Source organism: Pseudomonas sp. AF03-9, from assembly GCF_020515815.1.
In the GTDB taxonomy this organism is placed as follows: domain Bacteria; phylum Pseudomonadota; class Gammaproteobacteria; order Pseudomonadales; family Pseudomonadaceae; genus Aquipseudomonas.
The window spans coordinates 152,880-166,301 of the sequence record NZ_JAHPJF010000012.1; the positions used below are offsets into that span (position 1 = coordinate 152,880).

Sequence of the window (13,422 nt, forward strand, 5' to 3'; positions counted from 1 at the left end):
GCCCATGAAACCGACCCGCCTGCTGTTGACCTGGCTCGCAGTGCTGCTTGGCCTGAACACCCTGCTCGGCGCGGCGACCGCGTTGCAGTTCAAGGTGCCCGACACCCTGTACTCGATAGCCTGGGGCCTGCTGCTGGCGCTTTTGCTGCTGGCGTTGCTGGATGCCGCGCGCCTGCGCCATCGCCCCTCCCCACGCGTGCAACGGCAGATGCCCGGCAGCCTGGCGTTGGGCCGCTGGGGCGAGGTGCGCCTGACGCTGGAACACGACTCGCCACAGCCCCTGACCGTGCAGGTATTCGACCATGCTCCTGACGGCCTGAGCGTAGAGAACATGCCGCAGTCCATCGCGCTGCGACCGGGTGAACGCAGTGAGCTGGGGTATCGCCTGCGCCCCTTGCGGCGCGGGCATTTCACTTTCACTCGTTGCGAGGTGCACCTGCCGAGCCACCTCGGGCTGTGGGCGGTGCGGCGCTTGATCGACGTCAACGACGCCACACGTGTCTACCCGGATTTCGCCCGACTCTATGGTGCACAGCTCCTGGGAGTGGACAACTGGCTGAGCCAGTTGGGCGTTCGGCAGCATCAGCGACGCGGATTGGGGCTGGAGTTTCATCAACTGCGCGAATTTCGCGAGGGCGACAGCCTGCGCCAGATCGACTGGAAGGCGACTGCACGGCAACGTACACCGATCGCCCGGGAATATCAGGATGAGCGCGACCAACAAATCGTGTTCTTGCTTGATTGCGGCCGACGCATGCGCAGCCAGGACGACGAGCTGTCGCACTTCGACCATGCGCTGAATGCCTGCCTGCTGCTCAGCTATGTAGCCTTGCGCCAGGGCGATGCGGTGGGCTTATGCACCTTTGCCGGTGAACAGTCGCGCTACCTGGCACCAGTCAAGGGCAGCAGCCAGTTGAACCTGCTGCTCAACGCAGTCTACGACCTGGACACGACACGACGCACAGCCGACTACGAGGCCGCGGCCAGCCAACTGCTGGCCCGACAAAAACGCCGCGCCCTGGTGATTGTGGTCACCAACCTTCGGGATGAGGACGATGAGGCTTTGTTGACCGCGGCCAAGCGCATCGGCCGCCAACACCGGGTGCTGGTAGCCAGCCTGCGCGAGGAAGTACTCGACCAACTGCGCCAGATCCCCGTGCAAACCTTGCCCGAAGCCCTGGCCTACAGCGGCACCGTCGACTACCTCAATACCCGGGATGAACTGCATGACCGCTTGAGCGCCCATGGCCTGTCGGTATTGGACACTCCACCATCGGAGCTTGGCCCAGCCCTGGTGACACGCTACCTGGGCTGGAAGAAAGCGGGCGTACTCTGAGAATAGAGCGCACGGCCTCGGCAAGGGGCAGTCCCCAACCGGGCCGACAGCACGCGATAGCTAGGCTGAAGCCTGCAAAGGATCGAAACTGAAGTAATGCATCAATACGCTGATCAGTTGCCCATATTCCTCGGGCGCCTGGAGCACCCTGAACCCGGAATCGTAATGCTGTGGGTTGATGTCTTCATGACTCCACAAGCAGGTCGCCGTCAGGTCAATGGCCTCAAAGGTGTCGCCAGGCACGGGAATCTTCAAGCGCAACTCGAAGTCCGCGTCGACCATCATGGGCAGCAGGCTGATCAACATAAGCCCGTCTGCCGAGACGTTACCCAAAAAGCCGATGGGCTTGTCAGTGAGGCGGTTGAATACTTGCAGAAAACAAGGTAGCTGATGCCGCTCGATCCGTCGGTCGGTAAACATGGTGAGATCGCCATCCAATGGCCATTAATCTGGCCGTGCCAGTGATTCGGAACGAGCGCGTATCTCTCGCTCTCCCTGGATATCGGAGTGACAACATACAACCTTGTGTCACCAGACAACTGCCGAATCCGGGTCCCTCATTCGTTCGAATAGAAACTTGTACAAACGAACATCCGAAGGATAGCCCAAGACTGGCAACGGGCCAGTTATTAAATGACGAATGTCATCACAGCGAGGCCGGGCGCGCCTGGGCGGTGCTTGCTCCAGGGTAGTGTCCTAGCTGTTGCAAGGTATCGAGCCGCGCGCGGGCACGGTAGGCGTACTCACTCGACGGATACTGATTGATGATGAACTGATAGGTCTGCACGGCGTCGACAAACAATTTCTGGCGTTCCAGGCACTGCCCACGCAACATCGAGACCTCCGGCTGCACATAACGCCGGGTACGGCTCTCGCGGTCGACCTGGGACAATTCCAGAGTGACGCGCTCGCAATCGCCGACCTTGTAGGCGCGATAAGCGTTGTTCAAATGGTGGTCCATCGACCAGCGGGTGCAGCCGACAACACTGACGGCCAGGGCGGCAACGAGCAAAATTCGCATGAGGGTTCTCCTGTCTTGTGCAATGTATCGACCCCTAGTCGAAAATCTTCAAGGTTGTTCGTAATCAGCCGCCGCGAAAACAAGTTAATCGTCGATAAGTAGTGCAAACGAACAATGACTACAACGAAAGAGCATAGTAGCCTTCCTCAGCGCTTGAACTCAGGAGTCTGTGCATGTCCGTCCGTCGTACCAAAATCGTCGCCACCCTTGGCCCGGCCAGCAACTCGCCGGAAGTCCTCGAACAGCTGATTCTGGCTGGTTTGGACGTCGCCCGTCTGAACTTCTCCCACGGCACCCCGGACGAGCACAAGGCTCGTGCCAAGCTGGTGCGTGACCTCGCGGCCAAGCATGGCCGTTTCGTGGCGTTGCTAGGTGACCTGCAAGGCCCGAAAATCCGTATCGCCAAATTCGCCAACAAGCGCATCGAGCTGAAGATCGGTGACCAGTTCACCTTCTCCACCAGCCACCCGCTGACCGAAGGCAACCAGCAAGTCGTGGGTATCGATTACCCGGACCTGGTCAAGGATTGCGGCGTCGGCGACGAACTGCTGCTGGATGACGGCCGCGTGGTCATGCGCGTCGACACCGCTACCCCGACCGAACTGCACTGCACCGTGATTATCGGCGGCCCGCTGTCGGACCACAAAGGCATCAACCGTCGCGGTGGTGGCCTGACCGCTCCTGCCCTGACTGAAAAAGACAAGGCCGACATCAAGCTCGCCGCTGAAATGGAAGTGGACTACCTCGCCGTGTCCTTCCCGCGCGACGCAGCCGACATGGAATACGCCCGTAAACTGCGCGACGAAGCCGGCGGCACCGCCTGGCTGGTGGCGAAGATCGAACGCGCCGAAGCCGTGGCCGATGACGAAACCCTCGATGGCCTGATCAAGGCTTCCGACGCCGTGATGGTTGCCCGTGGCGACCTCGGTGTGGAAATCGGTGACGCCGAGCTGATCGGTATCCAGAAGAAGATCATCCTGCACGCACGCCGCCACAACAAAGCGGTGATCGTGGCGACCCAGATGATGGAGTCGATGATCCAGAACCCGATGCCGACCCGCGCCGAAGTGTCCGACGTGGCCAACGCCGTGCTCGACTACACCGACGCCGTGATGCTCTCGGCTGAAAGTGCCGCCGGCCCGTACCCACTGGAAGCCGTGCAAGCGATGGCGCGTATCTGCGTCGGCGCTGAAAAGCACCCGACCAGCAAGACCTCCAGCCACCGCATCGGCAAAGAGTTCGAAAGCTGCGACCAGAGCATCGCCCTGGCGGCCATGTACACCGCCAACCACTTCCCGGGCGTGAAGGCGATCATCGCCTTGACCGAAAGTGGCTACACGCCGTTGATCATGTCGCGCATCCGTTCTTCGGTGCCGATCTACGCGTTCACCCCACACCGCGAAGCCCAGGCCCGCGCGGCGATGTTCCGTGGTGTGTACACCGTGCCGTTCGACCCGGCATCGCTGCCGCCGCACGAAGTCAGCCAGGCGGCCATCGACGAGCTGGTCAAGCGCGGCGTCGTGGAAAAAGGCGACTGGGTCATCCTGACCAAGGGCGACAGCTACCACACCACTGGCGGCACCAACGGCATGAAGATCCTGCACGTTGGCGACCCAATGGTCTGAGTGACTGCTGAATGAAAAAGCCCCGACTGGTTCGGGGCTTTTTTATGCCTGGGTTTTTGTGTGGCTGCACAGGACCTCATCGCGGGCAAGCCCGCTCCCACAGTTTGAGCGCGATCCCCTGTGGGAGCGGGCTTGCCCGCGATGAGGCCAGACCAATCAGCCAAGCTTCATCGCCCAGTGATAAAAGCCGACAACGCCGCAACCGCCTCCGGCGACCTCAACCGCTGGGTAAACAACGCGCCCTCCTCCTCAATCACCCGCCGCAACTGCTCGCGATCCACGCTTTTCATCAACTGCTTGGTCACCTGCACCGCCCCCGGCGCCAGCGTCTCGAAACGCGCAGCCACTTCCCGCGCCTTGGCCAACGCCGCTTCGCCACTGCCCAGCGCCTCGGTCGCAATCCCCCAAGCCGCCGCCTGCTCACCGCTGAACCCCTCACCCAACAGCAACAGCTCTGCCGCCTTCGCATGCCCCAGCAGTCGCGGCAGGATCAGGCTCGAGCCAAACTCCGGACACAGCCCCAGGTTGACGAACGGCATGCGCAACCGCGCATCCCGGCTGACATAGACCAGGTCGCAATGCAGCAATAGCGTGGTGCCGATCCCCACCGCCGCGCCCGCCACTGCGGCGATCACCGGTTTGCGGCAGTTGAGCAGGCTTTGCATGAAGTGAAACGGCGGGCTGTCGAGGTCGGCTGGCGGTTGCTCGAGGAAGTCACCGATGTCATTGCCGGCGGTAAAACACTCGCTGCTGCCCTGGATCAGCACCGCATGAATGGCTGAATCTGCATCGGCCAACTCCAGCGCCTTGGCCAACTGTGTGTACATCCCACGGGTCAGAGCGTTTTTCTTGTCGGGGCGATTGAGCTGCAAGGTCAGCAGCCCACGTTCGCGGTGCTGCAGGATGGCGTCGGTCATGGCGATTCTCGCGGCTGTGGAGTTCAGCGCTCAACCACGGGGCAGGAACACGTCGGCCAGCAGTTGATTGCGCGGCAGGCCCGCCAGGAACAGGCGCTTGGAGAACGCGTCAACATGGGCGGGGTGTCCGCAGAGTAAGGCCAAGGTTTGCCGCGAAACAAGCCGCAGTTGCGCCAATGCCTGGGTCGCCTGCGCCGCCGTCCACAGCTCCACCGTCAAGTTCGGATGCTGCGCGGCCAGCGCTGCCAGGGGTTCGGCCAGGTAATGCCCGGCGACATCATGGGCCTGGTGAATCACGCGGATGGCGCCCTGGTGATCCTGGCGCAGCGCCTCACGCAATACCCCCCACAATGGGCCCAGGCCCGTGCCCGACGCCAGCAGCCACAACGGTCGGGCTTGCCAGTCCGGATCATATTGCAACGCGCCGCCACGCAACTCGCCCAGACGCAAACCGTCGCCGAGTTGCAACTGACGGGCAATATCGGTGAATTCCCCAGGCTGGCGGCAGTCGAGGTGAAACTCCAGGAACGGGTCCTCCTGCGGCAAACTCGCCAGCGAGTAAGGCCGCGCCACCTGCCCCGCCCACACCACCAGATGCTGGCCGGCGCGATAGCGCAGGCCACGCTCCGGTTGCAGACGCAGGCGCAGCACCGTCGAGCTCAACCAATCGACGCCCACGACCTGCGCCGCCAAACCGTCACGCACCGGATCAAAGGTTTCGACACGCAGATCCGCGCTGACTTGGCACTGACAGGCCAACCGCCAACCCTCCTGGCGTTGGGCCGGGCTCAAGGCATCCGGCTGCCGATCGGAAACCTCGCCGGTACACCGCACCAGACACGCATGGCAACTGCCGGCGCGGCAACTGTAGGGCACCGCCACACCCGCCTGATTCAACGCATCCAACAGATTGCTGCCGGTGGCGACCGACCAGTGGCGTTCGCCGACGTGCAGTTCAGGCATATAAAGGTCTCAATCACAGGGGATGGGCACAGGGAATCATGCCTGCGACAGTTTGACCATAGTCGGGTGTATCGGCCACCGTGCCGGGTTATACTGCCGCGCCTTTTTAGCGTCGCGCCTGCACCATTGGCGTGCCTTGGAAAGGTGGCTTCAGCCGACCGATGCACCCCACTGAAGCCACCTTTATTGAATGTTCCCTTATAGAGGAGCGCGACTCATGACCGTGATCAAGCAAGACGACCTGATTCAGAGCGTTGCCGACGCCCTGCAATTCATTTCCTACTACCACCCCGTTGATTTCATCCAGGCCATGCACGAAGCCTACCTGCGCGAAGAATCGCCAGCGGCCCGTGACTCCATCGCCCAGATCCTGATCAACTCGCGCATGTGCGCCACCGGCCATCGCCCGATCTGCCAGGACACCGGTATCGTTACCGTGTTCGTGCGCGTAGGCATGGACGTACGTTGGGATGGCGCCACCATGGGCCTGGACGACATGATCAACGAAGGCGTGCGTCGCGCCTACAACCTGCCGGAAAACGTCCTGCGCGCATCGATCCTCGCCGACCCGGCAGGCGCGCGTAAAAACACCAAGGACAACACCCCTGCGGTCATCCACTACTCCATCGTCCCGGGTAACACCGTGGAAGTGGACGTGGCGGCCAAGGGTGGCGGTTCCGAGAACAAGTCGAAAATGGCCATGCTCAACCCGTCCGACTCGATCGTCGACTGGGTGCTCAAGACCGTTCCGACCATGGGCGCCGGCTGGTGCCCACCGGGCATGCTCGGTATCGGCATCGGCGGCACCGCCGAGAAAGCCGCGGTGATGGCCAAGGAAGTGTTGATGGAATCCATCGACATCCACGAACTGAAAAAACGCGGCCCGCAGAACCGTATCGAAGAGATGCGCCTGGAGCTGTTCGAGAAGGTCAACCAACTGGGCATCGGCGCCCAGGGCCTGGGTGGCCTGACCACCGTGCTCGACGTGAAGATCATGGACTACCCGACCCACGCCGCCTCCCTGCCGGTGTGCATGATCCCCAACTGCGCCGCCACCCGTCACGCACACTTCGTGCTCGACGGTTCGGGCCCGGCGTCGCTGGAAGCGCCACCGCTGGACGCCTACCCGGAAATCGTCTGGGAAGCCGGCCCATCGGCCCGTCGCGTCAACCTCGACACCCTGACCCCGGAAGAAGTGCAGAGCTGGCAGCCGGGCGAAACCGTGTTGCTCAACGGCAAGATGCTCACCGGCCGCGACGCCGCGCACAAGCGCATGGTCGAGATGCTGAACAAGGGCGAAACCCTGCCGGTGGACCTCAAGGGTCGTTTCATCTACTACGTCGGCCCGGTTGATCCGGTGCGCGAAGAAGTGGTTGGCCCGGCTGGCCCGACCACCGCGACGCGGATGGACAAGTTCACCCGCCAGATCCTCGAGCAAACCGGCCTGTTGGGCATGATCGGCAAATCCGAGCGCGGCCCGACTGCGATCGAAGCGATCAAGGACCACAAGGCCGTGTACCTGATGGCCGTCGGCGGTGCTGCCTACCTGGTGGCGCAAGCCATCAAGAAGTCGCGCGTGGTTGCGTTCGCCGAACTGGGTATGGAAGCGATCTACGAGTTCGACGTCAAAGACATGCCGGTCACCGTTGCAGTCGACAGCAAGGGCGAATCCGTGCACATCACCGGTCCTGCCATCTGGCAGAAAAAGATCAGTGAAAGCCTGGCGGTAGAAGTGCAATAAGCACTTCCCTGCCATAAAAAATGGCGACTGCGGCTACACGGCCCAGTCGCCTTTTTTATGGCTGGCACGCTTCAAATGTGGGAGCGGGCTTGCCCGCGAAGGCGGTGGATCAGCCAACATCTGCGGCGACTGACACAGCGCATTCGTGGGCCAGCCCGCTCCCACACAAACCCATTCGTCACAAGATTCAAGGCACGCATGGTATGGTGCACTCCCCTCACTGCGCCTGTTCATCACCGTATGATCGTGATCCCTCGCCCCCTGCGCCTGACCTTCTATTCCCTGTTGATCATCGCCGGTGCGCTGTTGGCCGCCGCCTTGGCCACCCGCCACGCCGAACGCCAAGCCCTGGTGGACGATGCGGCTCGTGCGAATCAGCAACTCGCCCTGTACGCCAATTCCCTGCACACCCTGATCGAACGCTACCGCGCCCTGCCCGCCGTACTGGCGCTGGACTCGGAAATGATCAGCGCGTTGAAAGGCCCGCTGGACCCCGCAACCCAGGATGTGCTCAACCGCAAACTGGAACGCATCAACGGCGCCGCACAGTCATCGACCCTGGAATTGATGGACCGCAACGGCCTCGCGGTGGCTGCCAGCAACTGGAACCTGCCGAGCAGTTATGTCGGGCACAACTACGCGTTCCGGCCGTATTTCAGCCAGACCAAAAGCCAGGGCACGGGACGCTTCTACGCGGTGGGGGTGACCACAGGCGTGCCGGGCTATTTTCTTTCCAGCGCGGTGGTGGATGAACACGAGCAGTTCCTCGGCGCCATGGTGGTCAAGCTGGAATTCCCCGAACTCGAGCGCGAATGGGCCCAGGGCAACGACCTGTTGTTGGTCAGTGACGCGCGCGGCATCGTGTTTATCGCCAATCAGCCAGGCTGGCGTTACCGCAACCTGCGACCGCTGTCGGACACCGACCTGGCCGAACTCAAGGCCACCCGCCAATACGACAAGAAACACTTGGAACCGCTGGACACCCAGCCCTTGCAGCGCTTTGACGACAACAGCCACCTGATGCGCGTCAACGGCCCCGATGGCAACGCCAATTACATCTGGGAATCCCTGCCGCTCAAAGCCGAAGGCTGGACCCTGCACCTGCTGCGCAAACCGCAATTCGCCTTTGAAGACCAGCGCAACGCCGGCCTGGCCGCCGCCGGTTCCTGGCTGGCCCTGGTCTTCCTGGTGTTGTTCCTCACGCAGCGCTGGCGCCTGGCCCGGTTGCGCCAGCGCAGCCGCGAAGAGCTGGAGCGCCTGGTGGAAGAACGTACCCAGGCGCTGCGCACCGCCCAGGATGGCCTGGTGCAATCGGCCAAGCTGGCGGCGCTGGGGCAGATGTCCGCCGCCCTCGCCCATGAGATCAACCAGCCGCTGACCGCCCAGCGCATGCAGTTGGCCACCCTGCGCCTGTTGCTCGACCACGGCCGCGTGGACGATGCCTACAAGGCCCTGACCCCGCTGGACGAAATGCTCACACGCATGGCCGCGCTCACCGGCCACCTCAAGACCTTCGCCCGCAAGAGCCCCAGCGGCCTGCGCGAACGCCTGGACCTGGCGATGGTGGTCGACCAATCCCTGCACCTGCTCGACGCACGCCTGCGTGATGAAGGCATCGGCGTGGTACTCGACCTGACCCGCCCGGCCTGGGTCCGCGGCGACGCGATCCGCCTGGAACAGGTGCTGATCAACCTGCTGCGCAATGCCCTCGACGCCATGGCCGACAAGCCGCGCAAACGCCTGGAAATCCGCCTGCACGCCGACCAGCAGCTGTGGCAACTGACCGTCAGCGACAGCGGCGGCGGGATCGCCGAAGAGCACCTGAACAGCGTGTTCGACCCCTTCTTCACCACCAAGCCGGTGGGTGATGGGCTGGGCCTGGGGCTGGCGGTGTCCTACGCCATCGTGCACGAATTGGGCGGGCGCCTGATCGCCGGCAACCGTGGCGACGGCGCGGTGTTTACCCTGACCTTGCCAATCGCGCTGGAGACGCCCGACCTATGTTGAACGCGGTGATTGTGGTCGATGACGAAGCCAGCATCCGCACGGCCGTGGAGCAGTGGTTGAGCCTGTCGGGCTTTGAGGTGCAGCTGTTCAGCCGCGCCGAGGCATGCCTGGCGCAGTTGCCCAGGGACTTCCCCGGCGTGATCCTCAGCGATGTGCGCATGCCCGGCCTCAGCGGCCTGGAGTTGCTCGCCGAAGTGCAACGCCGCGATGCCGACCTGCCGGTGATCCTGCTCACCGGCCACGGCGATGTGCCGATGGCGGTGGAAGCCATGCGCGACGGTGCCTACGACTTTCTGGAAAAACCCTTCAGCCCCGACGCCCTGCTCAACAGCCTGCGCCGGGCGTTGGACAAGCGCGGGCTGATCCTGGAAAACCGGCGCCTGCATCAACAGGCTGACCACAAGGCCCAGCTTGAATCGAGCCTGCTCGGCGTGTCCCGGGGGTTGCAGAACCTGCGGCGCCAGGTGTTGGACCTGGCAGGCTTGCCGGTCAATGTACTGATCCGCGGCGAGACCGGCAGCGGCAAGGAGCTGGTTGCGCGCTGCCTGCATGATTTCGGCCCGCGCGCGAAAAAGCCGTTTGTGGCGCTCAACTGCGCGGCGATCCCCGAGCAACTGTTTGAGGCCGAGCTGTTCGGCCATGAAAGCGGCGCGTTTACCGGCGCTCAGGGCAAACGCATCGGCAAACTGGAATACGCCCACGGCGGCACCCTGTTCCTGGATGAAATCGAAAGCATGCCCCTGGCCCAGCAGGTCAAGCTGCTGCGGGTGTTGCAGGAGCAGAAGCTGGAGCGCTTGGGCTCCAACCAGAGCATCCACGTGGATTTGCGCATTATTGCCGCGACCAAACCCGATCTGCTGGAAGAAGCGCGCGCCGGGCGTTTCCGTGAAGACCTGGCCTATCGGTTGAACGTCGCGCAACTGCGCCTGCCACCGTTGCGTGAGCGGCGTGAAGATATTCCGCTGTTGTTCGACCACTTTGCACACAGTGCCGCCGAGCGCCTCGGCCGCAGTATCGAGCCCTTGAGCGGCGCGCAGTTGGGGCGCCTGCTCAGCCACGACTGGCCGGGCAATGTGCGCGAGCTGGCCAACGTCGCCGAACGCCAAGTGCTGGGGTTGGGCGAGCCGGAGCCGGAAGGCATCGAGGCCGGGCAATCGTTGGCGGAGCAGCAGGAAGCGTTTGAAGCCCATTGCTTGAAGGCGGCGTTGACGCGGCACAAAGGTGACATCAAGGCGGTGCTGGCGGAGCTGCAACTGCCGCGGCGCACCTTCAATGAAAAGATGCAGCGCCATGGGTTGGTGCGGGAGATGTTTCTCTAGCGACCTTCGGGCCGTCTTCGCGGGCAAGCCCGCTCCCACACTGACTGCATTCCAAATTTGGAACTCGGTCAACTGTGGGAGCGGGCTTGCCCGCGAAAAGGCCAGTCGCCATAAGCGGATTTCCGCTCACCCCTCACAAAACATCAGCGACTTTCCGCTCAAAAAATCCGCCAAACCCTTCTAGACCGGGCCTTCATCCACCTGGCACAGCTCCTGCTATAGCCCCAACCAGGCTGTGCCCAGGCACGCTCCATAAAAACAACTAGATGAAGGATCCTTCAATGGATAACTCCAACGCCCTGCCTCTGGGGTCGGCGGCCGCGCCGGCAAAAGAACGCACCACCTCCAGCCGGATCAAATCGATCTTCAGCGGCTCGGTCGGCAACATGGTCGAGTGGTACGACTGGTACGTCTACGCGGCATTCTCGCTGTACTTCGCCAAAGCCTTTTTTCCCGCCGGTTCCTCCACCGCGCAACTGATGAACACCGCCGCGATCTTTGCCGTGGGCTTCATCATGCGGCCGATCGGCGGCTGGTTGATGGGCATGTACGCCGACTACAAAGGCCGCAAGGCCGCGTTGATGGCCTCGGTACTGTTGATGTGCTTCGGTTCGCTGCTGATCGCCCTGACGCCGGGCTATGACACCATCGGCATCGGCGCACCCATCCTGTTGGTCCTCGCGCGCTTGCTGCAAGGCCTGTCCGTGGGTGGCGAGTACGGCACCTCCGCGACCTACCTGAGTGAAATGGCGACCAAGGAACGTCGCGGCTTCTTCTCCAGCTTCCAGTACGTGACCCTGATTTCCGGCCAGCTCATTGCCCTGGCGGTATTGATCGTGCTGCAACAAGTGCTCACCACCGAGCAACTGTACGCCTGGGGCTGGCGCATCCCGTTCGCCATCGGCGCACTGTGCGCGGTCGTTGCGCTGTACCTGCGTCGCGGCATGGAAGAAACCGAGTCGTTCACCAAGAAGGAAAAAGCCAAGGAAAGCGCGATGCGCACCTTGCTGCGTCACCCCAAGGAAGTATTGACCGTGGTCGGCCTGACCATGGGCGGCACGCTGGCGTTCTACACCTACACCACCTACATGCAGAAATACCTGGTGAACACCGTCGGCATGAGCATTTCCGACTCCACCACCATTTCGGCGGCGACGCTGTTTCTGTTCATGTGCATCCAACCCCTGGTCGGCGCCCTGTCGGACAAGGTTGGCCGGCGGCCGATCCTGATCGCCTTCGGTATCCTCGGCACCCTGTGTACCGTACCGATCCTCACGACCCTGCACACCATCCAGACCTGGTGGGGCGCGTTCTTCCTGATCATGGCCGCGCTGATCATCGTCAGCGGCTACACCTCGATCAACGCGGTGGTGAAGGCCGAACTGTTCCCTACCGAAATCCGTGCACTGGGCGTGGGCCTGCCGTATGCGCTGACGGTGTCGATCTTCGGCGGTACGGCTGAATACATTGCGCTGTGGTTCAAGAGCATCGGCATGGAAACCGGTTACTACTGGTATGTGACTGCGTGCATCGCGGTGTCGCTGGTGGTCTACGTGACCATGAAGGACACGCGCAAGCATTCGCGGATTACCACTGACTAACAGCTGAATGCAGTTCTAAATGTGGGAGCGGGCTTGTGTGGGAGCGGGCTTGCTCGCGAATGCGGTGTATCAGACACAGATATTTTGACTGATCCACCGCATTCGCGAGCAAGCCCGCTCCCACATTTTAGTTTTGTATCGCCGGGCTAATGCGGTCACGTCCATACCGCCGCTGCGCATACGACGCCCCGACAATCATCACCACCAACACCGCCGCCAGCACCGCCGACGAGCCAATCGTGCCGAAATCCAGCCCGCCCTTTTCATGGGGTTTGGTGAGGAAGTCGCCCAGTGTCGCGCCAAACGGGCGGGTCAACACAAACGCCACCCAGAACAACAACACCGACGAGATCCGCGTGAAGTACTTGAGCGCCACCACGGCCGCAATGGTCGAGCCGATCAACAACGCACCGCCGGCAAAACCCAGCCCCGAATCGTCCGCCAGGAAGTCGCCCAGTGCGGTGCCCAGGGTGTTGGAAAACAGAATCGCCATCCAGTAGAACAACTCGCCACGGAACGTCTGCACCTTGTTCACGTTCAGCGAATCGCCGCTCAGGTGCCACATCGCGAAGATGATCATCAGGATCACAATCAGGATCATCGACCCCGTTGCGTAGCCCAGGCCCAAGGTACGGTCCATAAAGTCCGACATGGTGGTGCCGGCCGTGCTGGTGGACAGAATCACGATCCAGTACAGCACCGGGTTGTAGGTTTTCGACCAGAGTTGCGTCACCAGGGTGACAAGGAACACGCTGATCAAGATCATCGAACTGAGGGCGTAGCCGACATTCAGGGTCATCGAGAGCAAATCCCCGGCGGTTTCGCCCAGGGTGGTTGCGCAGATTTTCATGACCCAGAACGCCAGGGTGATCTGAGGAAGTTTGTTCATGAG

At 62.3% G+C, this 13,422-nt stretch carries 11 protein-coding genes; 6 read left to right on the forward strand and 5 right to left on the reverse strand.

All coding sequences use genetic code 11. The features are described from left to right. The first annotated feature begins 4 nt into the window (after positions 1 to 4). A complete protein-coding gene (locus LIY36_RS16020) occupies positions 5 to 1,336 on the forward strand; it encodes a DUF58 domain-containing protein (RefSeq protein WP_226456267.1) in 1,332 nt (443 codons plus the stop codon). 60 nt (positions 1,337 to 1,396) lie between these two features. Here the strand turns inward: LIY36_RS16020 and LIY36_RS16025 are convergent, their stop codons facing one another. Both LIY36_RS16025 and LIY36_RS16030 read right to left on the reverse strand, forming a co-directional pair. Then, positions 1,397 to 1,756: a PilZ domain-containing protein gene (locus tag LIY36_RS16025; protein WP_192299469.1), complete on the reverse strand. Its 360-nt coding sequence runs from the start codon at positions 1,754 to 1,756 to the stop codon at positions 1,397 to 1,399. Positions 1,757 to 1,982: 226 nt separating this feature from the next. After that, positions 1,983 to 2,357 carry a tetratricopeptide repeat protein gene (locus LIY36_RS16030; RefSeq protein WP_226456268.1) on the reverse strand — a complete coding sequence of 125 codons (375 nt, stop codon included), beginning with the start codon at positions 2,355 to 2,357 and terminating at the stop codon, positions 1,983 to 1,985. Positions 2,358 to 2,530: 173 nt separating this feature from the next. Between LIY36_RS16030 and pyk the strand changes: the two genes are divergently transcribed. Then, the gene (gene pyk / locus LIY36_RS16035; protein ID WP_192299471.1) at positions 2,531 to 3,982 is read left to right on the forward strand and encodes a pyruvate kinase; all 1,452 of its coding nucleotides are present in this window, start codon (positions 2,531 to 2,533) and stop codon (positions 3,980 to 3,982) included. Between the two features lie 167 nt (positions 3,983 to 4,149). Here the strand turns inward: pyk and LIY36_RS16040 are convergent, their stop codons facing one another. Both LIY36_RS16040 and LIY36_RS16045 read right to left on the reverse strand, forming a co-directional pair. Further along, the gene (locus LIY36_RS16040) at positions 4,150 to 4,899 is read right to left on the reverse strand and encodes an enoyl-CoA hydratase-related protein (RefSeq protein ID WP_226456269.1); all 750 of its coding nucleotides are present in this window, start codon (positions 4,897 to 4,899) and stop codon (positions 4,150 to 4,152) included. A 30-nt stretch (positions 4,900 to 4,929) separates the two neighbouring features. Next, the gene (locus tag LIY36_RS16045) at positions 4,930 to 5,862 is read right to left on the reverse strand and encodes an iron-sulfur-binding ferredoxin reductase (RefSeq protein WP_226456270.1); all 933 of its coding nucleotides are present in this window, start codon (positions 5,860 to 5,862) and stop codon (positions 4,930 to 4,932) included. Positions 5,863 to 6,079: 217 nt separating this feature from the next. On the opposite strand from LIY36_RS16045, the gene LIY36_RS16050 reads away from it, so the two are divergent. The 4 genes from LIY36_RS16050 to LIY36_RS16065 all read left to right on the forward strand — a co-directional run bounded on the left by LIY36_RS16050 (position 6,080) and on the right by LIY36_RS16065 (position 12,530). After that, positions 6,080 to 7,603: a fumarate hydratase gene (locus LIY36_RS16050; protein WP_016971118.1), complete on the forward strand. Its 1,524-nt coding sequence runs from the start codon at positions 6,080 to 6,082 to the stop codon at positions 7,601 to 7,603. A gap of 240 nt (positions 7,604 to 7,843) precedes the next feature. Beyond that, the gene (locus LIY36_RS16055; protein WP_226456271.1) at positions 7,844 to 9,610 is read left to right on the forward strand and encodes an ATP-binding protein; all 1,767 of its coding nucleotides are present in this window, start codon (positions 7,844 to 7,846) and stop codon (positions 9,608 to 9,610) included. Beyond that, positions 9,604 to 10,929, forward strand: a complete 1,326-nt coding sequence (locus tag LIY36_RS16060; protein WP_226456272.1) for a sigma-54-dependent transcriptional regulator — start codon at positions 9,604 to 9,606, stop codon at positions 10,927 to 10,929. Before LIY36_RS16055 ends, LIY36_RS16060 begins: the two co-directional genes overlap by 7 nt. A 281-nt stretch (positions 10,930 to 11,210) precedes the next feature. Continuing rightward, a complete protein-coding gene (locus LIY36_RS16065; RefSeq protein ID WP_192299476.1) occupies positions 11,211 to 12,530 on the forward strand; it encodes an MFS transporter in 1,320 nt (439 codons plus the stop codon). 127 nt (positions 12,531 to 12,657) lie between these two features. Here LIY36_RS16065 and LIY36_RS16070 read toward each other — a convergent pair whose 3' ends face one another. After that, a complete protein-coding gene (locus LIY36_RS16070; protein WP_192299477.1) occupies positions 12,658 to 13,419 on the reverse strand; it encodes a COG4705 family protein in 762 nt (253 codons plus the stop codon). Positions 13,420 to 13,422 lie beyond the last annotated feature (3 nt).